This is a genomic window from Mesorhizobium sp. BE184 (assembly GCF_031457045.1).
Lineage (GTDB): Bacteria > Pseudomonadota > Alphaproteobacteria > Rhizobiales > Rhizobiaceae > Mesorhizobium.
In genome coordinates this window covers 1,148,270-1,173,265 of the sequence record NZ_JAVDVU010000001.1, presented here as the reverse complement: position 1 = coordinate 1,173,265, position 24,996 = coordinate 1,148,270, and the positions used below count along the sequence as shown (strand labels likewise).

Annotated in this window: 24 protein-coding genes; 9 read left to right on the top strand and 15 right to left on the bottom strand. The window is 61.9% G+C overall.

Features of this window, described 5'->3' with window-relative positions; genetic code table 11:
- Positions 1–31 precede the first annotated feature (31 nt).
- Both J2X35_RS05780 and J2X35_RS05775 read right to left on the bottom strand, forming a co-directional pair.
- Positions 32–775 (bottom strand): alanyl-tRNA editing protein, encoded by a 744-nt coding sequence (locus J2X35_RS05780; RefSeq protein WP_310182920.1) that lies wholly within the window; start codon positions 773–775, stop codon positions 32–34.
- Positions 772–1,809 carry a cysteine synthase A gene (locus J2X35_RS05775; protein WP_310182919.1) on the bottom strand — a complete coding sequence of 346 codons (1,038 nt, stop codon included), beginning with the start codon at positions 1,807–1,809 and terminating at the stop codon, positions 772–774. The genes J2X35_RS05780 and J2X35_RS05775 overlap by 4 nt, the downstream gene beginning before the upstream one ends.
- Positions 1,810–2,057: 248 nt before the next feature.
- Between J2X35_RS05775 and J2X35_RS05770 the strand changes: the two genes are divergently transcribed.
- A complete protein-coding gene (locus J2X35_RS05770; protein WP_310182918.1) occupies positions 2,058–2,915 on the top strand; it encodes an SDR family NAD(P)-dependent oxidoreductase in 858 nt (285 codons plus the stop codon).
- 76 nt (positions 2,916–2,991) lie between these two features.
- Here the strand turns inward: J2X35_RS05770 and J2X35_RS05765 are convergent, their stop codons facing one another.
- Positions 2,992–4,407: a DEAD/DEAH box helicase gene (locus tag J2X35_RS05765; protein ID WP_310182917.1), complete on the bottom strand. Its 1,416-nt coding sequence runs from the start codon at positions 4,405–4,407 to the stop codon at positions 2,992–2,994.
- Between the two features lie 16 nt (positions 4,408–4,423).
- Positions 4,424–4,576, bottom strand: a complete 153-nt coding sequence (locus J2X35_RS05760) for a hypothetical protein (RefSeq protein ID WP_310182916.1) — start codon at positions 4,574–4,576, stop codon at positions 4,424–4,426.
- Between the two features lie 241 nt (positions 4,577–4,817).
- Between J2X35_RS05760 and J2X35_RS05755 the strand changes: the two genes are divergently transcribed.
- Complete coding sequence (locus J2X35_RS05755) at positions 4,818–6,350, top strand: acyl-CoA carboxylase subunit beta (RefSeq protein ID WP_310182914.1); 1,533 nt, start codon at positions 4,818–4,820, stop codon at positions 6,348–6,350.
- A 7-nt stretch (positions 6,351–6,357) separates the two neighbouring features.
- On the opposite strand, the gene J2X35_RS05750 is transcribed toward J2X35_RS05755, so the two are convergent.
- Positions 6,358–7,116, bottom strand: a complete 759-nt coding sequence (locus J2X35_RS05750; RefSeq protein ID WP_310182912.1) for an NYN domain-containing protein — start codon at positions 7,114–7,116, stop codon at positions 6,358–6,360.
- A gap of 185 nt (positions 7,117–7,301) precedes the next feature.
- On the opposite strand from J2X35_RS05750, the gene fumC reads away from it, so the two are divergent.
- The 3 genes from fumC to J2X35_RS05735 all read left to right on the top strand — a co-directional run bounded on the left by fumC (position 7,302) and on the right by J2X35_RS05735 (position 9,777).
- Positions 7,302–8,699 carry a class II fumarate hydratase gene (gene fumC / locus J2X35_RS05745; RefSeq protein ID WP_310182910.1) on the top strand — a complete coding sequence of 466 codons (1,398 nt, stop codon included), beginning with the start codon at positions 7,302–7,304 and terminating at the stop codon, positions 8,697–8,699.
- A 130-nt stretch (positions 8,700–8,829) separates the two neighbouring features.
- Positions 8,830–9,249, top strand: a complete 420-nt coding sequence (locus J2X35_RS05740) for a DoxX family protein (protein WP_310182906.1) — start codon at positions 8,830–8,832, stop codon at positions 9,247–9,249.
- A 117-nt stretch (positions 9,250–9,366) separates the two neighbouring features.
- Entirely contained in the window at positions 9,367–9,777 is a 411-nt protein-coding gene (locus tag J2X35_RS05735) for a DoxX family protein (protein ID WP_310182904.1), read from the top strand.
- Here the strand turns inward: J2X35_RS05735 and ppx are convergent.
- Positions 9,770–11,302 (bottom strand): exopolyphosphatase, encoded by a 1,533-nt coding sequence (gene ppx, locus J2X35_RS05730; RefSeq protein ID WP_310182903.1) that lies wholly within the window; start codon positions 11,300–11,302, stop codon positions 9,770–9,772. The two genes, J2X35_RS05735 and ppx, sit on opposite strands and share 8 nt — an antisense overlap.
- A 30-nt stretch (positions 11,303–11,332) precedes the next feature.
- Positions 11,333–13,534, bottom strand: coding sequence for an RNA degradosome polyphosphate kinase (locus J2X35_RS05725; RefSeq protein ID WP_056109532.1), 2,202 nt, complete (start codon positions 13,532–13,534; stop codon positions 11,333–11,335).
- 150 nt (positions 13,535–13,684) lie between these two features.
- Between J2X35_RS05725 and J2X35_RS05720 the strand changes: the two genes are divergently transcribed.
- Both J2X35_RS05720 and J2X35_RS05715 read left to right on the top strand, forming a co-directional pair.
- Positions 13,685–13,930 carry a zinc-finger domain-containing protein gene (locus J2X35_RS05720; RefSeq protein ID WP_310182900.1) on the top strand — a complete coding sequence of 82 codons (246 nt, stop codon included), beginning with the start codon at positions 13,685–13,687 and terminating at the stop codon, positions 13,928–13,930.
- A gap of 9 nt (positions 13,931–13,939) precedes the next feature.
- Complete coding sequence (locus tag J2X35_RS05715; RefSeq protein ID WP_310182899.1) at positions 13,940–15,163, top strand: FAD-dependent monooxygenase; 1,224 nt, start codon at positions 13,940–13,942, stop codon at positions 15,161–15,163.
- Here J2X35_RS05715 and J2X35_RS05710 read toward each other — a convergent pair.
- The 5 genes from J2X35_RS05710 to J2X35_RS05690 all read right to left on the bottom strand — a co-directional run bounded on the left by J2X35_RS05710 (position 15,154) and on the right by J2X35_RS05690 (position 20,257).
- Positions 15,154–15,825 carry a TIGR02117 family protein gene (locus tag J2X35_RS05710; RefSeq protein ID WP_310182894.1) on the bottom strand — a complete coding sequence of 224 codons (672 nt, stop codon included), beginning with the start codon at positions 15,823–15,825 and terminating at the stop codon, positions 15,154–15,156. The genes J2X35_RS05715 and J2X35_RS05710 overlap by 10 nt on opposite strands.
- 130 nt (positions 15,826–15,955) lie before the next feature.
- Complete coding sequence (locus tag J2X35_RS05705; protein WP_056109524.1) at positions 15,956–16,759, bottom strand: amino acid ABC transporter ATP-binding protein; 804 nt, start codon at positions 16,757–16,759, stop codon at positions 15,956–15,958.
- A 16-nt stretch (positions 16,760–16,775) separates the two neighbouring features.
- Positions 16,776–17,936, bottom strand: a complete 1,161-nt coding sequence (locus J2X35_RS05700) for an amino acid ABC transporter permease (RefSeq protein ID WP_056109523.1) — start codon at positions 17,934–17,936, stop codon at positions 16,776–16,778.
- Positions 17,937–17,939: 3 nt separating this feature from the next.
- Positions 17,940–19,127 (bottom strand): amino acid ABC transporter permease, encoded by a 1,188-nt coding sequence (locus J2X35_RS05695; RefSeq protein WP_056109521.1) that lies wholly within the window; start codon positions 19,125–19,127, stop codon positions 17,940–17,942.
- 98 nt (positions 19,128–19,225) lie between these two features.
- The gene (locus tag J2X35_RS05690; protein ID WP_056109518.1) at positions 19,226–20,257 is read right to left on the bottom strand and encodes an amino acid ABC transporter substrate-binding protein; all 1,032 of its coding nucleotides are present in this window, start codon (positions 20,255–20,257) and stop codon (positions 19,226–19,228) included.
- A gap of 398 nt (positions 20,258–20,655) precedes the next feature.
- Here J2X35_RS05690 and J2X35_RS05685 point away from each other — a divergent pair, with 398 nt between their 5' ends.
- Together J2X35_RS05685 and J2X35_RS05680 are read left to right on the top strand one after the other, a co-directional pair.
- Entirely contained in the window at positions 20,656–21,825 is a 1,170-nt protein-coding gene (locus tag J2X35_RS05685) for a cystathionine beta-lyase (protein ID WP_056109516.1), read from the top strand.
- 90 nt (positions 21,826–21,915) lie between these two features.
- A complete protein-coding gene (locus J2X35_RS05680) occupies positions 21,916–23,169 on the top strand; it encodes a hypothetical protein (protein ID WP_244478817.1) in 1,254 nt (417 codons plus the stop codon).
- Here the strand turns inward: J2X35_RS05680 and J2X35_RS05675 are convergent.
- The 3 genes from J2X35_RS05675 to J2X35_RS05665 form a co-directional block, all read right to left on the bottom strand.
- Positions 23,162–23,629 (bottom strand): hypothetical protein, encoded by a 468-nt coding sequence (locus J2X35_RS05675; RefSeq protein WP_156459780.1) that lies wholly within the window; start codon positions 23,627–23,629, stop codon positions 23,162–23,164. The genes J2X35_RS05680 and J2X35_RS05675 overlap by 8 nt on opposite strands.
- Positions 23,630–23,703: 74 nt before the next feature.
- The gene (locus J2X35_RS05670) at positions 23,704–24,297 is read right to left on the bottom strand and encodes a hypothetical protein (RefSeq protein ID WP_056109511.1); all 594 of its coding nucleotides are present in this window, start codon (positions 24,295–24,297) and stop codon (positions 23,704–23,706) included.
- A complete protein-coding gene (locus J2X35_RS05665) occupies positions 24,294–24,884 on the bottom strand; it encodes a hypothetical protein (protein ID WP_056109508.1) in 591 nt (196 codons plus the stop codon). Before J2X35_RS05665 ends, J2X35_RS05670 begins: the two co-directional genes overlap by 4 nt.
- Positions 24,885–24,996: the final 112 nt, after the last annotated feature.

The window sequence follows — 24,996 nt, the reverse complement described above, 5'->3', positions numbered from 1 at the left end:
GTGCTCCGAGGGTTGAACGTCGCGCAACCGGTCAGACAGGCGGCGCCGAGCCGAAGCGTATACGAAAACGCCGGTTCTCGCGGCCTTTCTTTTCGATTTTGCCGATGTATATCTCACCGACCTCGCCGGTACGCTTCACATGCGTCCCGCCGCACGGCTGGCTGTCGATCGAAGCGTCCTCGCCGATGCATACGAGCCTGATGCGGCCGGTGCCGCTCGGCGGCCGAACGTTCTTCGATTTTATCAAGCCGGAATTGGCAGCCAGTTCCTCATCGGTGATCCAGCGTGTGAAGACCGGATGGTCGGCCCGCACCAGCTCCAGCAGTTTCGCGGTGACGTCTTCCTTCGAATAGCCGGTGTCCGGCAGGTCGAAATCGACGCGCGAATCGTCCTCCGAGACCGACGCGCCGGTTATCGGGAACGGGCAGACGACGCTGAGCAGGTGGCAGGCGGTGTGCATGCGCATCAGCCGGTGCCGCCGCTCCCAGTCGATTGCAATCGTAAGGCTTTCGCCCATTTCGGGAAGCGGCTGGTCCGGCGCCGGAACGTGGATGATCTCGTCCTTGGTCTCGCCGGTGACGGTGGCCGCGATATCGATGCGGCTGCCGTCACCGCGCTGGAAATAGCCAGTGTCACCCGGCTGACCGCCGGAGGTCGCGTAGAAGATCGTCCGGTCGAGAACGATGCCGCCACGGTCATTGATCGCGACCACCTGCGCCGCGCCGGTCCGCAGATAGGCGTCGTCGCGGAAGAGCGCTTCGGTCTTCAGGCTCATGCGTCGACCGTCTCATACGGCACGTCGATCTCAGAGCGTCGTTCCATCCATTCCGGCACCGGAAGAGACTTGCCGCGCAGGAATTCCGGATTGAACAGCTTCGACTGGTAGCGCGTTCCGTAGTCGCACAGGATGGTCACGATGGTGTGGCCGGGTCCGAGCTCGCGCGCCAGCCGGATGGCGCCGGCAATGTTGATGCCGGTGGAGCCGCCGACGCAAAGCCCTTCTTCCTGGATCAGGTCGAAGACGATGGGCAGCGCCTCGTCGTCCGGGATCTGATAGGAGAAATCAGGCGCAAACCCATCGAGATTAGCCGTGATACGCCCCTGCCCGATGCCTTCCGTTATCGAGCTGCCTTCGGATTTCAGTACGCCATCCGTATAAAAACTGTAGAGCGCCGCGCCCAGCGGATCGGCGAGCGCGATCTTCACGCCCTTGCTCTTGCCACGCAGTCCCGCCGCGACGCCCGCCAGCGTACCGCCGGAACCGACCGCCGAAACAAACCCGTCCACCTTGCCGTTGGTCTGCTTCCAGATTTCCTCGGCAGTGGTGCGGATATGGCCGTCGCGATTGGCGACATTGTCGAACTGGTTTGCCCAGATCGCGCCGTTGGCCTCGGTCGAGGCCATCTGCCGCGCCAGGCGTCCCGACAGTTTCACATAGTTGTTGGGGTTCTTGTACGGAACGGCGGGCACCTCGATCAGCTCGGCGCCGAGCAGTTTGATCGTGTCCTTCTTCTCCTGGCTCTGGGTCTCCGGAATGACGATGACAGTGCGGTAGCCGAGCGCCTTGGCCACCAGGGTCAGGCCGATGCCGGTGTTGCCGGCGGTGCCTTCGACGATGACGCCGCCCGGCTTCAGCAGGCCGCGCTGTTCTGCGTCACCAATGATGAACAGGCCGGCGCGGTCCTTGACCGACTGGCCCGGATTCATGAACTCAGCCTTGCCCAGAATCTCGCAGCCCGTTTCCTCAGATGCGCGCTTCAGCCTGATGAGGGGTGTGTTGCCGATGGCGTCAATGACCGAAGCAGGCATCAAAAAATCCTTCTTTGAATAAACAGGCTGCGCACCAAACCCTAAAAACGTGGCGCGCGGCTTTCAAGACATGAAACTCCCTGGACCGGATCATTTCAGGCTCAAGGCATATCGAAATGGTAAAAAAGTCGCTGCTTCGGAAATTAAAGCGTGCCAAGCTTGATTGTGAGCCGGGGAAAAGCAGAACACCCTTTTCATTCGATTTTCCTGTGGCTACAGCAGGTATGGGCAAGACTTGGGGTTATTTGATGCCACTCTACCGCGCCATCCCGAATGACGGCGCCGCCTGGATAACCGGCGGCAGTTCTGGATTTGGCCGCGCTATAGCCAAGGAGCTTGCAGCCGCAGGTTTCACCGTTGCCGTCACCGCGCGGGATGAAGACCCGATCGATACGCTGATCGCGGAAACGGAAGCGCTGCCGGGCCGCATCCTCGCTTATCCCTGCGACGTGACCGACGAGAAGCGCATGGCCGCTACGGTGGCCGCGATCGAGAAGGACGTCGGGCCGGTCGCGCTCGCCATCTTCAACGCCGGCAGCTATGTGCCCGTGGCGGGCGAGAACCTTTCCGTGCGCAAGTTCCGCAACGCTTACGAGGTCAACCTGCTGGGTGTCCTCAACGGGCTGGTGCCAGCGGTCCGCTGCATGAAAATGCGTGGCCGCGGACAGGTCGTGCTTGTCGGCTCGGTCAGCGCCTATTTCGGCTGGCCGACGACCGCCGCCTATGGCGCGACGAAAGCCGGGCTCAACAACATGGCCGAGTCGCTGAAATTCGATCTCGACAAGATCAATGTCCGTATCCAGATCGTAAATCCCGGTTTTATCGACACGCCGCTGGTGCAAAAGCGCGGCCTTCGTCTGCCTGCGACGCTGTCGCCGGAAGCGGCGGCGCGGCGCATGGTCCGGGTCATAGACCGCGGCGGGTTCGAAACCAGCTTTCCGCGCCGGCTGACATGGTGCCTGAAATTTCTCAGCATCCTGCCGCGTGCCCTCACCCTGCGTTTTGTCAAGATCCTGACGGGGTGGGAGAAGCGTCCGCTCAGCTTCGGAGCCCGGGTAAGCAGGCCGGACGCCGACATCAGCGAGAGCGTGCCGAACCCGAACTGACCGAAGACGTAAGAACATCCATAAAAAGGGCGAGACCGAAGTCTCGCCCTTTTTCATCGGCCTGTGCCGCTTGTCGTCAGGCCGCGCGCGCCGGCTTGCTGCGTCCGCCGAAGCGCCGCTTGTTGCCACCGAACGGCTTGCCGCCGCCGGGTTTGCGCTCGCCTTCCGGCCTGCCGGCCGCATGACGCTCGCCTTGCGGCTTGCCGCCAAAGCGATTCTTGCCAAAACCGTTCCTGTTCGGCTTGTCGCCGTTGCGCTGGCGGTCGCCGCGGTCGTTGGCCGGTTCATGGTTCCGTTCACCGAGCTGCCGCGGCTCGCGCTGTGGGTCAGGCGATCCGAGATGATCGGCGATCACATTCAGCTTCATGCGGACGATGCGTTCGACCTGGCGAAGCTTGCCGTTCTCGGAGGGATCGACCAGCGTGATGGCTGTGCCGTCGCGCCCATTGCGGCCGGTGCGGCCGATGCGGTGGACGTAGCTTTCCGCCTCGTCCGGCAGGTCGAAATTGACCACGTGGCTGATGCCGGGCACGTCGATGCCGCGCGCGGCGATGTCGGTCGCCACGAGGATGCGGACCGAGCCGGCGCGGAAATCATTCAGCGCCTTCTGGCGGGCATTCTGGCTCTTGTTGCCATGGATCACGGCAGCCTTGAAGCCGTCGCGCTCCAGATCCTTGGTGACGCGGTCGGCGCCATGCTTGGTCCGCGAGAACACGATGACCGACTTCATCGCCTCGTCCGCCAGCATGTTCGACAGCACCTGCCGCTTCTGCTTGGTGCGGGCGAGCACGATGGACTGGGTGATCTCGGCCGCCGCGGTGCTGTGCGGCGAAACCTCGATACGCACCGGGTTCTTCAGCAGCCCCTTGGCCAGTTCGGCGATTTCATCCGGCATGGTGGCGGAAAACAGCGCCGTCTGGCGGTCCGGCGCCGTCGCCTTGGCGATACGGCGGACATCGTTGATGAAGCCCATGTCGAGCATACGGTCGCCCTCGTCGAGCACCAGCCATTTGGTGTCCGAGAGGATGAGCTCATGTTCACGAACCAGGTCGGTCAGCCGGCCTGGCGTGGCAATCAACACGTCGACGCCGGGCGCGACCTTCTTGACCTGGCTGTAGCGCGAGACGCCGCCCAGCACGAGCGCCGTCGAGACATGCGCGCCCTTGGCGAGCACCTTGATGGTTTCCTCGATCTGCACGGCGAGTTCACGCGTCGGTGCAAGGATGAGAGCGCGCGCCGTCTTTGGGCGGCGCTTGGTGCCGAGCGCGATGATCTTGGTCAGAATCGGCAGCGCGAAAGCCGCCGTCTTGCCGGAGCCGGTCTGGGCGATACCGAAAATATCGCGGCCCTCGAGCTGGGCGGGGATAGCCTGTTCCTGGATCGGCTTCGGTTCGGTGAAGCCTGCGGCATGGGTCGCCTTGAGGAGCTGGCCAGTGATTCCGAGCTTGGCGAAGCCGGTCAGTTCCGCAGTGTTCTCTGTGGCAGAATTCAAGGATCCTGCAGGGATTTCATTTGTCAAAATAGTCTTCTTTCAGGCGGCCTCTGGCCGCAAACAGCTTGGCGGCAGGGCGCAACCTGCCGTCGAAAAATTTGTCATGAAACGACAAGGCGGCGGACCGATCCGGTCCGCGCGGCTGCGCTGTCGTGCCCGCAAGCTTCATGCCTGTGGGGCTTTTCCACCGCTTCACCGTTGCCGGAAAGGGAGAAACAGACGCAACCAGTCTCAATTCGTAGAGAAGGCCGGATTGCCCGGCCCAAGCGCCTATGACGCCGCATATGGAGGAGTTCGGCGCTAAAAGCAAGGCCCTTCATGCTGCGGTGCAACAAAACCAATCTGAAACCGTGGCTTGCGCTCGCCATTGTGCGCCGATACCAAAATGGAATTACCTTGGAGGAATGCCGATGAAGGACGTGCTGAAAGAACTCGAGCGCCGTCGTGACATCGCCCGCATGGGCGGCGGCAAGGCGCGCATCGACGCCCAGCACGCCAAGGGCAAGCTGACGGCCCGCGAGCGGATTGAAGTCTTTCTCGACGAGGGGTCATTCGAGGAATTCGACATGTATGTCGAGCATCGCTCGACCGATTTCGGCATGGCCGGCCAGAAGATCGCCGGCGATGGCGTCGTCACCGGCTGGGGCACGGTCAACGGCCGTCCGGTCTATCTTTTCGCCAAGGATTTCACTGTCTTCGGCGGCTCGCTGTCGGAGGCGCATGCCGAAAAGGTGATGAAGGTGCAGGACATGGCGCTGCGCAACCGCGCCCCGATCATTGGCATCTACGACGCCGGCGGCGCTCGTATCCAGGAGGGCGTGGCGGCGCTCGGCGGCTATGCCGAGATCTTCCAGCGCAACGTTCTGGCCTCCGGCGTCATCCCGCAGATATCCGTCATCATGGGCCCGTGCGCCGGCGGCGACGTGTATTCGCCGGCGATGACCGATTTCATCTTCATGGTTCGCGACACGTCCTACATGTTCGTCACCGGGCCGGACGTGGTGAAGACCGTCACCAACGAGACGGTGACGGCCGAGCAGCTCGGCGGCGCCTCCGTGCATACAACGAAATCGTCCATCGCCGACGGCGCCTACGACAACGATGTCGAGGCGCTGCTGCAGATGCGGCGGCTGGTCGACCTGCTGCCGGCTTCCAACACCTCGGAGATTCCGGAAATCGAGAGCTATCAGTCGGTGACCGAACACGACCTGTCGCTCGACCGGCTGATCCCCGACAACGCCAACAAGCCGTACGATATCAAGGAGTTGATCCTTAAAACCTGCGACGAAGGCGACTTCTTCGAAATCCAGCAGAGTTTCGCCAAAAACATCGTCACCGGCTTCGGTCGCGTCGAGGGCCGCACGGTCGGTTTCGTCGCCAACCAGCCGATGGTGCTGGCCGGCGTGCTGGACAGCGATGCCAGCCGCAAGGCCGCCCGCTTCGTTCGCTTCTGCGACTGCTTCAACATCCCGCTCGTCACCTTCGTCGATGTGCCCGGCTTCCTGCCCGGCACGGCGCAGGAATATGGCGGGTTGATAAAGCACGGCGCCAAGCTTCTGTTCGCCTATGCCGAGGCGACCGTGCCGAAGATCACCGTCATCACGCGCAAGGCCTATGGCGGCGCCTACGACGTGATGGCGTCGAAGCATCTGCGCGGCGACATGAACTACGCCTGGCCGACGGCGCAGATCGCGGTGATGGGCGCCAAGGGCGCGGTCGAGATCATCTATCGCAAGGACATTGGCGACCCCGACAAGATCGCAGCCCATACAAAGGCTTACGAGGATCGCTTCCTGTCGCCTTTCGTCGCTGCCGAGCGCGGCTATATCGACGAGGTGATCGCGCCGCACGCGACCCGCAGGCGCGTGGCGCGTGCGCTGAGAATGCTGCGCAACAAGGATTTGTCCAATCCCTGGAAGAAGCACGACAACATTCCGCTGTGAGGGGCGGCTATTTGCCTGCCTTCGATTTCGCTGGTTTGGCGGTTGACTTGACGCGGATGCGCATGCCTCCGCTTTTTGGACGCTCTATCTGGAAGGCGTCCGTTTTTTCCACGAGATCGCTGAGCTTCTTGAAACCAAAGTTCCTGGGATCAAAATCTGGATAAAGATTTGACAAGTGGCTTCCAACCGGCCCCAGCGACACCCACCCATCTTCACTTGTCATCTGCGCTATTGCCTTCTCGATGAGTGGTATTGCCGCTGAAGGCAGTTGCAGTGATTTCGCAGGTGACGTGCTCTGTTGGCCTGACGGCGCCGGCGGGGGTGGCAGCAGGTTTTCCGTATAGATGAAACGCCTGCAGGCCTGCCTGAAACTCTCCGGTGTCTTCTGCTCGCCAAAACCGAAGACATCGGCTCCTTCCTCGCGGATACGTGCGGCGAGCCGGGTGAAATCGCTATCCGAAGAGACAAGGCAGAAGCCGTCGAAGCGTCCACTGTGAAGCAGGTCCATCGCATCGATCACCAGCGTGATGTCGGATGCGTTCTTGCCTGTGGTGTACGCGAATTGCTGTTGGGGGATGATGGCGTGCTTCGACAGGATATCGGCCCAACCCTTGGATCGGGCACTTGAAAAGTCGCCATAGATGCGGCGGACGCTGGCTTCCCCGATCTTGGCTATTTCCTCGAACAGCCCGTCGGCGATCCTGGCAGAAGCATTGTCGGCATCGATAAGGACAGCGAGGCGTGGAGAACGGGCTTCGGAAGGCATGGAATCTCCTGACGACAGCAACTTGGTGACAGTTTGCCGGTTGATGGCAACGTTGGATTATAGGCAACCATCCCCATCATGACGACAGCTGAACCGATTTGTATTTCCACGGCTTCCATTCTCCACTTGAAGGCCATTGTGCAACGCGATACGCCGTTGCCGACCTTGCAGAGTGGAGACCGGCCGTGAGCGCGCAGAAGACCAGAACCGAAACCGATACGTTCGGCCCGATCGAGGTCGCGACGGATCGCTACTGGGGCGCCCAGGCGCAGCGTTCGCTGGGCAACTTCAAGATCGGCTGGGAAAAGCAGCCGGCTTCCATCGTGCGCGCCCTGGGCGTGGTCAAGCGCGCGGCGGCGGAAGCCAACATGGCGCTCGGGCGGCTCGACCCGAAGCTCGGCGAGACTATCGTCAAGGCGGCGCAGGAAGTCATCGACGGCAAGCTGGACGAGCATTTTCCGCTGGTGGTCTGGCAGACCGGGTCCGGCACGCAGTCGAACATGAATGCCAACGAAGTGATCTCCAATCGGGCGATCGAACTGCTCGGCGGCGTCATGGGCTCGAAGAAGCCGGTGCATCCGAACGACCACGTCAATATGAGCCAGTCGTCCAACGACACCTACCCGACGGCCATGCACATCGCCTGCGCCGAGCGCATCGTCCATGACCTTTTGCCGGCGTTGAAGCATCTGCACAGGGCGCTGGAAGCGAAGGTCAAGGCATTCGCCCACATCATCAAGATCGGCCGTACCCATACGCAGGACGCGACGCCGCTGACGCTCGGCCAGGAATTTTCCGGCTACGCCGCACAGGTGGCTTCCTCGATCAAGCGGATCGAGCAGACGCTTCCCGGCCTGCAGGAACTGGCGCAGGGCGGAACGGCTGTGGGTACGGGGTTGAACGCGCCGGTCGGTTTCGCCGAAAAGGTCGCAGAACGGATTGCCGCGATCACCGGCATCGCCTTCACCTCCGCGCCAAACAAGTTCGAGGCGTTGGCGGCGCACGATTCCATGGTGTTTTCGCACGGCGCCCTCAACGCCACCGCCGCCGCTTTGTTCAAAATCGCCAACGATATTCGTTTCCTGGGCTCCGGCCCGCGTTCCGGCCTTGGCGAGCTTTCCCTGCCCGAGAACGAGCCAGGCTCCTCGATCATGCCCGGCAAGGTCAATCCGACCCAGTGCGAGGCGCTGACGCAGGTCTGCGTGCAGGTGTTCGGCAACAATGCGGCGCTGACCTTTGCCGGCAGCCAGGGCCATTTCGAACTCAACGTTTACAATCCGCTGATGGCCTACAATTTCCTGCAATCGGTGCAGTTGCTGTCGGACGCGGTGGTTTCCTTCACCGACAACTGTGTCGTCGGCATCGAGGCCCGCGAGGACAACATCAAGGCGGCGCTCGACCGCTCGCTGATGCTGGTCACGGCGCTGGCGCCGACCATCGGCTACGACAATGCCGCCAAGATCGCCAAGACGGCGCATAAGAACGGCACGACGTTGAAGGAAGAGGCGCTGGCGACCGGTCTGGTCAGCGAGGCGGACTACGACCGCATCGTCAAGCCGGAGGACATGACGCGTCCGGGCTAGACGGCCACCGAAGGCTCAAGACGCATTCGCGGACATGTTACGAACGGTGAACGATGTGTCTTCCCGCATTAGGCTTTAGTGAACAATCAGCCTGCGCTATCTGGCGGTCATTCAACCTCGGAGATTCGCCATGTCCCTCAACTCTTCCGCCGGCACCGCTACGGCTGCCAACGCATCGGTCGCCATTCTGGCCGGGCGCGTCCTTCTATCGATCCTCTTCATCCTTGCCGGCTTTTCAAAACTGACGGCGATTGCCGGCACGGCGCAATGGTTCGCCAGCATCGGCTTGCCGATGCCGACGGTCGCGGCCGTCGGTTCAGGGCTGGTCGAGTTGCTTGGCGGTCTCGCCATTCTGGTTGGCTTCAAGACCCGCATCGCGGCAATCGTCCTTGCCCTGTTCACGCTGGCCGCGACCGCTGTCGCCCATCTCGATTTCTCGCAGGCCGGCAACGCGCTGATGCTGCAGAAAAATCTCGGCCTGACAGGCGGCTTCCTGCTGCTTGCCGTGCTTGGCGCCGGCGCCTACTCCATCGACGGACGCCGCAACTGAAATCTCGGCTCCCGGCATCTCAGGGCGTGGGTTTTCTCACGCCCTTTTGCTGCGTCGCCTCCAGCCTGACGAGATGCTAATATGCGCCTCCAGGGAGTTCCCCTGGAGGTTGCGGCCATGCCAAACGATCTCTTTCTGCTGACGGCGCGCCTGCTGATGGCGGGCCTCTTTATCCCCTCAGGGCTGCACACGCTGTGCGACATCGACGGGGCAGCGGCTTACTTCGCCGGCCTTGGCGTGCCCTTTGCGACGGCAACAGGCTGGTCCGTCGGCTTGTTCGAACTCGGAGCAGGCTTGCTTATCCTCGTAGGCTTCCTGACCCGGCCGGCCTCGTTGCTGCTGGCGGTTTTCTGTATTGCCGCCGGCTTCATCGGCCATTTCGGCCAGGGTGGCACCGACCCGGCGCTCGCATTCATGCATCAGCAGATGCTCATGAAGGATATTGCATTGGCTGGCGGTTTCCTGGCGCTCGCCTGTGCCAGCGCCGGCAAATTTTCCATCGATTTCCGACGCTTCGCCGCTATTTGACGGAAACGCTCGGTCCGCCTTCCACAGCCAGCACCAACCGGCGGCCGGTGATCTTCGCCAACTGGGCCAGCCGGCCGGCGGGCCTCTCGCCATAAAGACCGGCGAGGTCGGCTGGTATCACCAGAGCCAGCGTATCGCCGGCGCGGGCTTCCCATTTCAGCCGCGGCATCACGCCCGGCATGGAAGCCGTCAGCAGGTAGACCACACGCATCATCGCCGCCAGAACCTGCGCCCGCTCCAGATAGCGCTGTGTCGCAAGCCCCTTCAGTTCAGCCGAAGATTCGGTGAAAACCCCTTCATGCCGAAACAGATTGGTCAGCGCCAGAAATGCCCGGCCCGGATGATCGACGCCGATGAAAGAGGCATGGGCGATGATGTTGAGGGATTGGGTGCCCCGGTATTCCGGATGTGCGCGCCAGCCGATATCTGCCAGCAGGCAGGCCGCCTGACGATAACGGGATTCCTCGACAGTCTCCTCGATGCCGAATGCCTTGAGGGCGGCGCCTGTCCATTCGGCAAGCTCCTGCGCATGTTTCAGCGACCGCGAGCGCAGCCGGGCGAGTTCCTCGGCGGCCGTCAGCAGCGGATCGGTCTTCTGCTCCGCCTCATCGAGCAGCGAATAGAGAAAGCCCTCACGCACGCCGAGTGCGGAAACCACCAGTTTGGAGGGTCCCATGGCGGCGAGGATTTCCTGCAGGACCACGGCGCCATAGGGCAGCAGCGACCGGCGGTTCTTGGAAACGCCCTCGATGCCCTTGACCTTTTCGATCTCACCCCTGGCAACCTGACGCAGGAAATTCGACGCCTCGGCCGTGCCGATTTCGTAATGATGCATGACGCCGAGCGGGTAGTTGGTCATCTCCATATGGAGGCGTGCAAGGTTTCGCCATGTGCCGCCGACGGCGTAGAACACCCTGCCCTCGCCGCCTTGCAGCAACTTTGCGCGCGCCAGTTCGTCCCGGACGATCTTTTGCGCCTGAACAAGAGAATTCTTGGCCATGTCCTGCAGGCGCAGGCCGCCGAGCGGCAAGGTTATGCCGTCGCCGATGCGGTCGCCCTCGACATCGACAAGCTCGAGACTGCCGCCGCCCAGATCGCCGGCGATGCCATCGGCGGGATAGAACCCCGACATGACGCCCAGTGCGGAGTAGTAGGCCTCCTCGCGGCCGGTCAGGACGCGGATCTCGGTTTTGAGGACATCTTCGGCGCGGTGGATGAAGTCCGGTCCGTTGACTGCCTCACGCGCGGCCGCCGTGGCCAGCACGTAAATCCGTTCCGCGCCCGCCTGATCCGACAGCGCCCGAAAGCGCTGGAATTCGTCCATCGAGCGGGTCACCGCCTCTGGATCGAGACGCCCGGTCGAAACGATGCCGCGGCCAAGGCCGGCCAGCATTTTTTCATTGAAAAGGATCGTCGGTGAGCGGGCCAAGCCCTCATAGACGACAAGACGGATCGAGTTGGACCCGATATCGACGATCGAGACCGGCCGCCGATCCTGCAACCGGCCCTGGGATTCAAATATCATTAGAACGGTTCAATCTGGCCATGAAGCGCTCTAGCCCGCCGCTGCGCTGGATTTCTTGCGCCGCTTGAACTGGGCGATTCGCTTCGGCGCATGGGACTTCAGCGCGTCCCCTCGCCCGGACAGGCTTGGATTGGTCATGAAATATTCCTGCGCGTTGAACGGTTCTTCGCCCTCGTCCAGCGTCACCCGACGCGAGGTTCCGTCAGCCAATACTTCGAAACTTTGCTGGTTGTCCATGATGTTGCCGAGCATGATCTGACCGAGGATCTGCTCGTGAACGGTGAGGTTGGTGATGGGCACCATGCATTCGACGCGCCGGTCGAGATTGCGCGGCATTATGTCTGCCGAACTGATGTAGACGATGGCCTCGTCCGACGGCAGTCCGTGGCCATTGCCGAAACAATAGATGCGGCTGTGCTCGAGGAAGCGCCCGACGATCGACTTGACGCGGATGTTCTCCGAAAGCCCAGGCACCTGCGGCCTCAGGCAGCAGATGCCACGCACCACCAACTCGATCTCGACGCCGGCGCGGCTCGCCTCGTAAAGCGCGTCGATGACGATCGGATCGACCAGCGAATTCATCTTCATCCAGATGCGCGCCGGCTTGCCATTGTGGGCATGGGCGATCTCGTCGTTGATGTGATCGAGGATGCGCGAACGCAGCGTATAGGGCGACAGCGCCACGCACATCTCGCCCGTCGGCTCGGCATAGCCGGTGATGAAGTTGAAGATCTGCGCCACATCGCGCGCGATGCGCGGATCGGTGGTGAAGAACGACAGGTCGGTGTAGATGCGCGCGGTGATCGGGTGATAGTTGCCGGTGCCAAGATGCACGTAGTTGCGCAGCTTGCCATCCTCGCGCCGCACCACCAATGACATCTTGGCATGTGTCTTCAGCTCCAGGAATCCGAACACCACCTGCACGCCGGCGCGTTCGAGGTCGCGCGCCCAGCGGATGTTGGCCTCCTCGTCGAAACGAGCCTTGAGCTCGACCAGCGCTGTCACCGACTTTCCGGCCTCGGCGGCATCGACCAGCGCGCGCACGATCGGGCTGTCGTTGGAGGTGCGGTAAAGCGTCTGCTTGATCGCCACGACTTCCGGATCGGCTGTGGCCTGACGCAGGAACTGCACCACGACGTCGAAGGATTCATACGGGTGGTGGACGACGATGTCCTTCTCGCGGATGGCTGCGAAGCAATCGCCGCCATGCTCGCGGATGCGCTCGGGGAACCGCGGGTTGTAGGGCGCGAATTTGAGGTCGTCGCGCGGCACCGAGACGATTTCGGAAATCTGGCTGAGCGCCAGCGGCCCCTTGAGGACGCTGATGCGGCTGGATGAGACACCGAGTTCCCCGGCGACGAAATCGCGCAGTTCCTCCGGCATAGCCATGTCGAACTCGATGCGGATCACAGAACCCCGGCGGCGGCGCTTCAGCGCCGTTTCGAACAGGCGGACCAGATCCTCGGATTCTTCCTCGACCTCGATGTCGCTGTCGCGAATGATGCGGAACGTGCCGGAACCCTTCACCTCATAGCCGGGAAAAAGCTTGCCGATGTAGAGGCTGACGGCTTCTTCGAGCGGGATGAAGCGGACGTGATTCTTTCGGTCCGGCAGGCGGATGAAGCGGCGCAGCGCCGTCGGCAGACGAAGCAGCGCGCTCATTTCCTCACCGTTCTTACGATGCCGCAACTGCAGCGCGATGGAAAAACCGAGGTTCGGGATGAAGGGAAACGGATGCGCCGGATCGATGGAAAGCGGCGTCAGCACTGGAAAGACCTGCTCCTGGAAATGGTCTTCCAGCCAGATGTTCTCGTCCTTGGTGAGAGCGCTTCTCTCGATGGTCGCTATACCCTGCTTGTCGAGCAGGCCCATGAGCGCGGAAAGGCTTTTCTGCTGGTCTTCCTGCAGGCGCTCCACCTCCTTAAGCAATTGTTCCAATTGCTGTTCCGGCGTCCGGCCATCCGGGCTCTTCAGCACGATGCCTTCGCGCACCTGACCGGCCAGACCGGCGACGCGCACCATAAAGAACTCGTCCAGATTGGCGGCGGAAATAGACAGAAACCGGACCCGCTCGAGCAGCGGATGATTGTCGTTGAGCGATTCCTCAAGGACGCGCCGATTGAACTGCAGCCATGAGAATTCGCGGTTGACGAAACGGTCGGGGTTGCCGCTGTCGGCAGCCGATCCCTCGATGTCGATAAATTCGGACTGAATGGGCTTGAGTTCGTTCATGTCCCTGTTTTCTCCAGCAGCGCGTGCCGGTTATCCGGCTCAATTTATCCTCTGGCAGGGATTTGCGACAGTTTCATTTCATCGACCTTGCAAAGAAAGAGGATATGCTCCAAACGCTGCATATCGGAGCGAATTCAGACGGAGACGACCATGGCCGGCGGTTCCATTCCCCATTTCCAGAACGATGCCGGGCATGCGGCCATCGAAATCGGCGTCAAGGAATTCATGTGCGTCGGCGCCAATCCGCCGTTCGACCACCCTCATATCTTCATCGACATGGGCGACGAGGCCGAGGCGGTGTGCTCCTATTGCTCGACGCTCTACCGCTATTCGCCCCGGTTGAAGGCGACGGAAACCATGCCGGCGGGTTGCCTCTACGTCGACCGCGCCGCCTGAGCTGGCCCGATGCCGGACCAGCGGTCCCGGCCGATCCTCATTGCCGGAGCCGGCATTGCCGGCCTGACAGCCGCCATAGCGTTCGGCTTGCGCGGCTATCCGGTGCGATTGTTCGAGCAGGCAGAGCAATTGCAGGCGGTTGGCGCCGGCATACAGCTTTCCCCCAACGCAACGCATATCCTGAAGACCCTGGGCGTTCTCGATTTTCTGCTGCCGAATGCAGTGCAGCCGCCGGCCGTTCTGCTGAGGGACGCCGCATCGTTGAAGCTTCTGGCGCGGATACCGCTCGGTGAGATGGCCGATAGCCGCTGGGGCGCCCCTTATCTGGCCGTGCATCGCGCCGATCTGCAGGCGGCTTTGGTGCAACGGGCCGGGCAAATGCCGGGCGTGGAGTTGATCACCGGCGCACGGGTTACCGGATGCACCGCTCATGCCGCGGGCATTGCCGTTGCCGTCTCGAAGAACGGCGACACTACCACAGAATATCCCTCGCTGCTGATCGGCGCCGACGGCGTCTGGTCAGCAATCCGCAGCCTTGGCAGCGCTAACGCAACGGCGGCTTTTACGGGCGAGCTGGCATGGCGGGCGACGGTCGAAACCGACAGCCCGGGCGGCAAAGCCTTCGCCGCCATTGCGCCGACCGAATGCGTGACGACATTCCTCAGCCCGACCTTTCACCTCGTTGCCTATCCAGTTCGCGCCGGGCGCGCGGTCAACCTCGTCGCCTTCACCAAAGGCGTGCGGATAAGCGAAACCTGGTCGGGTCACGCCGATATCACCCTGCTGCAAACGTCCGTCCGGCGCGCGGCGGCTCGTCTCAAGGCGATGATCGAACTGGCAGGACCATGGACGGTTTGGCCGGTCCATATCGTGGATCAGAAACCAGCCTGGGTATCGCAAAGCGTGGCGCTGATCGGCGATGCGGCGCATGCCATGACACCTTTCGCAGCCCAAGGCGCGGCCATGGCCATCGAAGACGCTGCGACGCTTGCCGCCTTCGTCTCGAAAGTACCGGATGGCGGATTGGCGGACGGGCTGAACGGATGGGAGCGCTTCCGCCGGCCCCGCATCGCGCGGGTGACGAGCCGCGGCGCGCTCAACAAGCTGGCCTGGAATGCCGGTGGGCCGGTCGCGCTTGCGCGGAACGTCGTGCTCGGCCTTCGGTCTCCGCAGCGCCTCGCCGCCGACCTGGACTGGCTGTACGGCTGGAGGATGCCGACCGATCAATTGTAGAGCCTGAGGGAAAGCGCCAGCAAGGGCGGCACCGGCGTCCACCAGCCGGTGCGCAGGCCGGCGGCGCGCAACGCCGCCGCCGTCCAGGTGTTGCAACCCATCACCGCCGTGAACCGGCCATTGGCCTCGAAGAAGCCGTCATAGTCATTGTATGCGGCGCCATCGATTGAAATCGGTCCATTGGCTCCTTGCCGGAAACTGGCTTCGATAAAACCAAGAAGCGCCTGAAAGCTCGCCTCGTCGAGGTTGATGGCGATGACGTTCGGTTGCTGTTGCGAGATTTCGCCGGTCAGTTGAACGTGCATCACCGAAACATCGAGGGTCAACCCCTTGAGCAGCGGGGTGAGCTTCAACTGCGACCATGTCGGAGTCGCAATGTAAAAGGCACGACTGCCCCAGCCAAAGGCGATATGGCGGGCCCCGGCGGCATCGATCGGCAGGCCGGCGGTTCTGAGGAAGGCGAACCGCCGAAGCAGCGCCTCGTCTACTGGAATCGCTATGTCGGTATGGATCGGATTGGCGAGAACAAGGATACGATGGCTGGCAAGCTGCTGCGGCCTGGCCGGCCAGAACGGCCGCGGCACCAGCGTTCCAAGCGCCACTGCGAGGGCAATGGCAAAGGATGTCACCGCAGCCCACCGCACGATTCCGGATGCTCTCACGAACCTTGAGCCTCAGCGTTCGGCGAAGAGTCGAAAACAGGATCGGATAGGGGCGGCTTCGCGGCGTATCGGCAAAACAACATCCGGCCGTGATGCGGCCGGATCGGTTCACCGCAAGCTTGCATCTGCGTCAGTGGAGAATTTGCGACAGGAACAGCTTGGTGCGTTCGTGACGGGGATGGTCGAAGAACTCGGCCGGTGTGTTCTGTTCGACGATCTGACCCTGATCCATGAAGATCACGCGGTTGGCGACCTTGCGGGCAAAACCCATCTCGTGCGTCACGCACAGCATGGTCATGCCTTCTTCTGCCAGCCCGACCATGGTTTCCAGCACTTCCTTGATCATCTCGGGGTCGAGCGCGGATGTCGGTTCGTCGAACAGCATGATGCGCGGGTTCATGCACAGCGAGCGGGCGATCGCCACGCGCTGCTGCTGGCCGCCGGACAGCTGGCCGGGATATTTATGCGCCTGTTCCGGGATTTTGACCCTTGTCAGGAAGTGCATGGCGGCCTCTTCCGCCTGCTTCTTAGGAACCTTGCGCACCCAGATCGGCGCCAGCGTGCAGTTCTCCAGAATGGTCAGATGCGGGAACAGGTTGAAGTGCTGGAACACCATGCCGACCTCGCGGCGCACCTCGTCGATCTTCTTCAGATCGTTGGTGAGTTCCTTGCCATCGACGATGATCTTGCCTTTCTGGTGCTCCTCGAGGCGGTTGATGCAGCGGATCATCGTCGATTTGCCGGAACCCGACGGGCCGCAGATGACGATGCGCTCGCCGCGCATGACCCTCAAATTGATGTCCTTGAGGACGTGGAACTCGCCATACCATTTGTGCATCCCGACGATGTCGATGGCGACGTCGGTGTCGGACACCTGCATCTTGTTGGCGTTGACTTTCAGCTCTTCGGCGCTGACTGCGTTCTCGGTGGCCATGAACCGGGTTCCTTGCCTATCGTTTGTGGCCGGTGTCGAGCCGGCGTTCCATGTATTGCGAATAGCGCGACATGCCGAAGCAGAAGATCCAAAAGACCGCGGCGGCGAAGACATAGCCGGTCTTGGCGGTCTGCGGCGTCGCCCAAGTCGGGTCGCCGGATATGTTCTGCTTCACGACGCCGAGCAGATCGAACATCGAGATGATCAACACCAGCGTCGTGTCCTTGAAGAGGCTGATGAAGGAGTTGACGATGCCGGGGATGACCAGGGTCAGCGCCTGCGGCATGACGATCAGCCCCATCTTTTGCCAATAGCCGAGGCCGAGCGAATCCGCGCCTTCGTACTGGCCCTTCGGAATCGCCTGCAAGCCGCCGCGAATGACCTCCGCCATGTAGGCGGACGAGAACAGCGCCACGCCGATCAGCGCCCGCAGCAGCTTGTCGAACGTCACGCCCGGCGGCACGAAGAGAGGCAGCATGAAGGATGCCATGAACAGCACCACGACCAGCGGTACGCCGCGCACCGTCTCGATGAAGACCACCGAGAGGAGCTTCACCGCCGGCATCTTCGAGCGTCGTCCCAGCGCCAGCAATATGCCGATCGGCAGCGAGGTGACGATGCCGACATAGGAGATCACCAGCGTCACCAGCAAGCCACCCCACAGAGGGGTCTCGACAAAGCGCAGCCCGAATGCGCCACCAACGAGAAGGAAAAAGGCGATAAAGGGGAAGACCACGAAAAACAGTATCGCGTTCAATCGCTTGAATGGCGCTCTTGGAATCATCAGCGGCACAATCAGCGCCACGAAGATGATGCCTGTCAGGATCGGACGCCAGCGCTCTTCCAGCGGGTAGCGCCCGAACATGAATTGACCGAAACGGCTGGTGACGAACGGCCAGCAGGCGCCGGACCATCCCGCGGGCAGTTGTCCACCCTGTTCCGTGGTCAGGCAGGCGGTGCGGTCGGCGCCGCTCCATATCGCACTGAAGAAAAGCCAGTTGAGGATTTGCGGCAGCGCCCATGCAACCACGAGCGCGGCGAGGATGGTCATCACTGAATCCGTCGGCGTAGAAAACAGGCTTCTACGAATCCAGGCTCCCGGCCCGACTTGCGAGCGGGGCGCGGTCTGCGCAAGCGTCATCTCGGTGCGCACCCAGGACATGTCATGTTCCTGCATGGCTCACCTTTCCTTCAACGCCATCTTGGTGTTGAACCAATTCATCAGCACTGAAGTGAAGATGCTGATACCCAGGTAGACAATACCGAATATGACCACGACCTCGATCGCCTGACCGGTCTGGTTGAGGATCGTGCCGCCGATTGCATAGAGATCGGGATAGCCGATCGCGACGGCGAGCGAGGAGTTCTTGGTCAGGTTCAGATACTGGCTGGTCAGCGGCGGAATGATGATGCGCATCGCCTGCGGGATGACCACCAGTCGAAGACCCTGTCCCGAACGAAGCCCGAGCGCGGAATAGGCTTCAGTCTGCCCCTTCGGCACGCCGACGATACCAGCGCGCACGATCTCGGCGATGAAGGAGGCCGTATAGAAAGACAGCGCCAGGAACAGCGACAGGAATTCCGGCTTGACGTTCGTTCCACCGGTGAGATTGAACGTGCCCTTCTGGGGGAAGTCCATGGATACCGGCAATCCGCCGAGGAAGTATCCAAGCAGCGGCATGCCGACGATCAACGCCAGCGACGTCCAGAATACCGGAAAGCGCTGGCCGGTGGCCATCTGACGGGCATAGGCGCGGCGCGCGACGTACCAGGAGAGCAGTATTCCGGCCAGCAGCCCCGCGAGGATCAGCCACGAGCCGTCGCCCCAGACGAAGCGCGGAAAATAGAAGCCTCGATTGTTGAGGAAGGAGCCGAACGGCAGAGCAAAGCTGTCGCGCACATTGGGTAGCAGCGCCAGCACGCCCTGGTACCAGAACAGGATGACGAGCAGCGGCGGAATGTTGCGGAAGACCTCGACATAGACCATCGCCAGCTTGCGGATCAGCCAGTTGTTGGACAGGCGGCCGACACCGACCAGAAAACCGACGATGGTGGCGGTGATGATGCCGCTAATCGCGACCACCGCCGTATTCAGTATGCCGACGACCAGAGCGCGGCCATAGGACGAATCGGAGCCGTAGTCGATCATCCGATCGGAAATGTCGAAACCGGAGCGTCCGCGCAGGAAGCCGAAGCCGGTCGAGATATTGGAGCGCCGCAAATTCACGATGGTGTTGTCGACGATCCACCATATGCCAAGCACGAGCAGCGCGATCAGGATCACCTGGAAGGCGATGCCGCGAACTTTCGGATCGTAGAGCAGCGACGCCTTGGCCGGCTCCGCTTCGTGATAAACTTCTTGCGCCACAGGGTTCCCCTTCCTGTCGGCCCGGCCGCCTGATCTTTATTGTTTGCGTGCCGGACGAAGTGAATGGGCCAGGGCGTTTGCCCCGGCCCATTGGCCGATCAGCGGATGGGCATGCCGTATTGCAAGCCGCCCTTGGTCCACAGCGCGTTGATGCCGCGCGCGATCTTGAGTGGGCTACCCTGCCCGACATTACGCTCGAAGATCTCGCCGTAATTGCCTGTAGCCTTTACGATATTGACAACCCAATCATTCGATACGCCGAGGTCGGTGCCGATTTTGGTCTCTGCCTCTGAGCCAAGCAGGCGCTTGATATCGGGATTGTCGGAGTTCTTCATCTCATCGACATTGGCCTGGGTCACGCCAGCTTCCTCGGCGTTGAGCAACGCAAAGTAAGTCCATTTGACGATGTCGAGCCACTTGTCGTCGCCCTGGCGGACCGACGGGCCGAGCGGCTCCTTGGAGATGATCTCCGGCAGCACGACGTGGTCGTTCGGCGAGCTCATCTGCAGGCGCACCGCGTAGAGGCCGGACTGGTCGGTGGTGTAGGCGTCGCAACGGCCTGCGTCATACGCAGCGTTGGCCTCCTCGAACTTCTCGAACACGACCGGGTTGTACTCCATCTTGTTCGCCTTGAAGTAGTCGGCGAGATTGAGCTCGGTGGTCGTTCCGGACTGCACGCAGATAGCCGCGCCCGAGAGCTGCAGAGCCGAGTTGACGCCCGGCAGCTTCTTGGAATTGATCATGAAGCCCTGGCCGTCATAATAGGTAACGCCGGCGAAGTTCAGGCCGAGCGCGGTATCGCGGTTGATCGTCCAGGTGGTGTTGCGCGACAGAATGTCGATCTCGCCCGACTGCAGGGCGGTAAAGCGATCCTTGGCGCTCAGGCCGGTGAACTTCACCTTGGTGCCGTCGCCGAACACCGCGGCGGCCACCGCGCGGCAGAAGTCCACGTCGATGCCGGTCCATTCGCCCTTGTCGTTCGGGGCGGAGAAGCCGGCCAGGCCGGTATTGACGCCGCACTGGACGAAGCCCTTGGCCTTCACGTCGCTCAAGGTGTCGGCCGAGGCGGCCGAGGCCATCAGCCCGATCGCAGCCGCCGCTCCCAAAACGCTGATTGCAATGTGTTTCATAACCCACAAACCCTTTTCTGTTGTCCGGGGCATGGCCCGGTCATTTTTGTTTCAGCGCAGCTGAGCCGCTCCAGCCCACTTCCGAAGCGCGACGTGGCCAGCCTCTATGCGGGCTGCGTTCCCGTTCACAAACTGCATCGAAGGCGATTATTCCTGTTAGGTCAAGGAAAATGACCAAATGGACAAAGGTTTGGAATTGTGGACCCTTAATCGCCTCAAATAAGGTCATTTGTCTCAGAAATTAGCTGATCCAAAGCGCGGATTAGATGCAGTTTCGGGCTCGCCAATGTCCTGCAACAATCTGGTCCAGCATTTGCGCTCCTGGCTGCAAGCGGAGGATGTTGCGCCTGTGCCGACGTCGCATTATGGCTTAGCCACCAACGTCAGGCAGCAGGCATATGACGAAAGACAAGGCCCTGTGGGGCATCAACACGCGTCTCGCCCACAGCGGGAACAATCCGCGCGATTATCACGGGTTCGTCAATCCGCCCGTCGTCCATGCATCGACTGTGCTTTATCCCGATGCCGCGACGATGGTGGCGCGCAAGCAGAAATATACTTACGGCACGCGCGGGACACCGACGACCGACGCGCTGGCGCAGGCCATCGACGAACTCGAAGGTTCGGCAGGCACGATCATCGTGCCCTCCGGGCTGGCGGCCGTCACCATTCCTCTGCTGGCGTTTGCCGAGGCCGGCTCGCATCTCCTGATCGTCGATTCGGTCTACAATCCGACGCGCAGTTTCGCCGACACGATGCTGAAGCGGCTCGGCGTCGAGGTGGAATATTACGATCCGCGAATCGGCTCTGGAATCGCCGCCCTGCTGAGACCGAACACAAAAATCGTCTTCACCGAATCGCCAGCCTCCAACACGTTCGAAGTCCAGGACATCCCAGCCATATCGAAGGCCGCACACGAGCACGGCGCCATCGTTATGATGGACAATACCTGGGCGACACCGCTTTATTTCAAGCCGCTCGATTTCGGCGTCGATGTTTCGATTCATGCCGCGACGAAATACCCGGCGGGCCATTCCGACGTGCTGCTGGGTACGGTGTCGGCCAATGAACGATGCTGGAAGCAACTCAGTGATTCCTTCTTCATGCTGGGGTGCTGCTCGGGGCCGGACGACGTCTACCAGGTGCTGCGCGGCCTGCGCACCATGGGCGTGCGGCTTGAGCATCACCAAAGGAGTACGCTGGAAATTGCTGGCTGGCTGGAAACGCAGTCGGGCGTGGCGCAGGTGCTGCATCCGGCGCTGCCGAGCCACCCGGATCATGCGCTCTGGAAGCGCGATTTCTCCGGCTCCAGCGGGATATTCTCGATCGTGCTGGACGGCGGCAGCGTGAAGCAGGCGCATGCCTTCCTCGATGCGCTGAAGATTTTCGGTCTTGGTTACTCATGGGGAGGTTTTGAAAGCCTGGCAGTGCATGTCAGCCTCGCCGACCGCACCATCGCCAAGGGGAATTATGCCGGACCGGTTCTGAGGTTGCAGATCGGGCTGGAGAATGTCGAGGACCTGAAGGTCGATCTGACAGCCGGGTTGGCCGCGGCGGCGGCTGTTTGAAACATCTGCAGCGGCAAATCCATGTGTCCTGCCTGAAAGCGTGTTGAGATGCCGGGCTCTACCCGTTAGTCTCACACCATGTCGACGATCATGGACATGCTTCGGCCGCTTCGGCTGACCGCCACCCTCCTCGCTCGCTTCTGGCCGCAGCTGCTGCTCATCGGGGCAGCGGGCTACATCGTTCGCGATCTTCTTCTGGAGGCCGCGCTCTTTGTCGGCGTGCGCAATCCTGTCGGCGGCATGATCGTGTTGTCTTCGGTGGTGCTGGCGAAGCTGCTGGTCGTGGTGGCCATGTTCGCCGCGCTTCAGCCAGGCCTGCCAGCCCTGGCGGCGCTGCGGCGGCAAGCGGGCGGCGCCATTGCCGAGAAAGACCAGAAGAGCAGCGACCGAATGCTGGCCGTCACGGCGGCTGTGATCCTGCCCTTCTTCGCCTACTACGCCGCCTGGGGCTTCCTCGGCGATACGGTGCGGGAATACTCCCGGCTTGCTCTGGAGCGGATGCAGCTCGGTGAGAAGCTGAAGGTCTTCGACCTGCTGGAATCCACCGGGCTCATCGCGTCCATCCTGGCCTGCTGGGCTGTCCGCTGGGTTTCGAAACGCATGAGCAAGCGTTCGCAACAGCCATGGTGGCGGCTTCTGACCGTTGCCGCCGATGCGAGCTGGGTGTTCATCACGCTCTACGCGATCAACGAATGGAAGAATGCCTTCATCGCCTGGATCGGCGCCGCCGCGGTCCTGGATACGGGCGGGGAGCAAGGCGCGAGCCTGTCGATCGCCGCCTATGCGGCCGATGGCTTCACGCCGGTCGAATTCATCCAACCCGCACTGTCCACCCAGTTGCAAAGCCTGTTCTTCTACGCCCTGCTGCCGCTCATCTGGCTGGTGATGGCGGCGATCATCAACGGCTATGATCTGTCGGCGAAACCATCGGCGGCAACGCCGCCTGTTCCGTCCGCCGGATCGAGCTGGCGCAAATGGCTGCACGATTTTGCCGCGCATTTCATCGGCGGCTACCGATCACGCTACAGTCCGGTCTGGAGATGTCTCAAGCTGACGCTCGGCACGGGTCTGGCGACCTTGCTCACCTTTGTCGTCGCCTACCGTGCGATCAATTGGTTCGGAGCATGGCTGTGGTACGCCGCGACCCGGACCATCGGGCCGTTCGACCTCGACACCTGGAATGTCATCGCAGGCGTCATGGCGGTGTTCATCGGCAGCCCGAGCGATCTGGACGGCGGCATATTGTTCGACGCAGTCAGGATCGCCCTGCTCGCCGCCGTGCTTGAATATGCTGTATCGACCGACACGCAGCGCCAGACGGAGCGTCGGGCGGCAGCTATTTGAGAAGAAGCGAATCGGGCATTCCGCCGTATAGCGCCAGCGACAGCATCAAGCCGTCGGCGTCCTGGGGAATCACGAAACTTTCCGCCATCCGGATGGTGTCGCCTTTGCGACTGGCCTCGGCTGTGCCGCAATGAGGTTTTTGCGCCGCATCAGGACGCATCTTGCGCACGACGGGATCGACCATGAACGTGCCTTTCCAGCGGCGGCCGCGGTCGTCGACAAGCGCGAGCTTGCAAGGGAAGCTGTCACGCAGGCGCGCTTCGTCTTCGACGGCGGCTTCATATTCGGCCAGCACGACCGTGGTTCCGGGCAGAGCGCCGGGCAACCGAGCCAAGCCGGTCAGTCGCCAATCGGCTCCGGCATAGGACTGCGATGCGCCTTTTTCCACGGTTGTGGGAGAGCGGAAAGCCGCGCGCAGCCACTGGATGAGTTCGCCCTGCGAGTGGACGACGATGGCCACCGGCAGGACCACGGCCAGCGCCGCGAGGCTCAGCCAATAGGATTTGCGTGGGTGCGGGTTCGCAGACACGTCCATCATTCGACCTTGAGTATCCAGGGCATCTGCTGGCCACCCCGGCTGAGCGTGATCGATGGATGGATGTCGTCTGTCGAAAGCGCGGCCATGTCGATCCAGGCCTCCTCCGCCAGAGGTGCATAGGGAGATCGCGCCACCAGCAGCCTGGCGCCGGCGATCTGGCTTTCAGGAACCTCGAAGATCATCAGCATCGGGCGCGGGATACCGGGCTCGAACTGCTCGTTGCCCGGCATTCCCGGCACGTTGGTCAGGCGCTGGCTGTAGCGATAGCGCAGACCATCCGGGCCAAGCCACTCAGCCGATGTGAGGCCAAGGCTTTCGTTCTTCGCCTCGACCGCGGATTCGACGACCACCCATACGCCGGACGTCGCATAGTGCTGCGTCCGGCTGAGACTGGGGAATGTAATGCTCCGCGCCAGATACACCTTGGCGATGCCGATGGCGAAGGCGCTGGTGTCGACCCGTTCGCCCTGCCTGCCGGCGACGGGCACCGGCGAGGTGATATCGCTGTAGAGTGGCGTGGAGCGCTGCATGGCGTAAAGAACGCCCGCGGCCACGATCACGGCTGTCAGGCTGCGGACAGCGCCGTTCATTGCGGCCGCTGCTCCGCCGTCACCGGCAGTTCCACCACAGCCACCGTGTCGCCATTGAACCAGCTGGAAGCGCCATAGAGATTGTCGCGACGCTTGTAGAACTGGCCGCCGACGAGCACGCGCAAAGCCCGAGGCACGGACAGCCCCGCCGGCCACTCCCAGGCGATGACCATCTTTTCCGGCATGCCGGGGTGAACCGGACTGGCGATCCAGGAATCGCGCGCAAGATGCACAACCGGATTTTTCAAGCCGGGTATGGGCGGATCGAGCGAGATCAGGTTCGTCGATGCATAACTCGAGACGGCGGAGCGATTCTCCAGATCGAATTCGAGCATCACATAGGTCCTGGGATCGGGCGACGGGATACCGGTCGGCGGGGTGTTGCCGGAATAGGCGCGCTCGGGCGTGATGATCCAGCGGCCGGTGTCGATCGCCTTGCCCGGCGCGACCACCGGCACGGGCTCCGGATTGGCGGCGGCATAGACGGCCATCCCGAATGAAATTGCTGTGGCTGCAAGGCCGCCAATACCGGCGATAAGGAGGGCCAGCAGGCGGTTTCGCAGGGTGGATTGGCGCTCGTCAGTCATGTCGTAGCATCACGCAATGAAATGCTTGTCGTTACAACCTCTTAACAGAAGTTGTTCGATCACGTTTCGTCACATCCGAAAAAGCTTCGCTGCGCAGCTCTCGCATCTACGG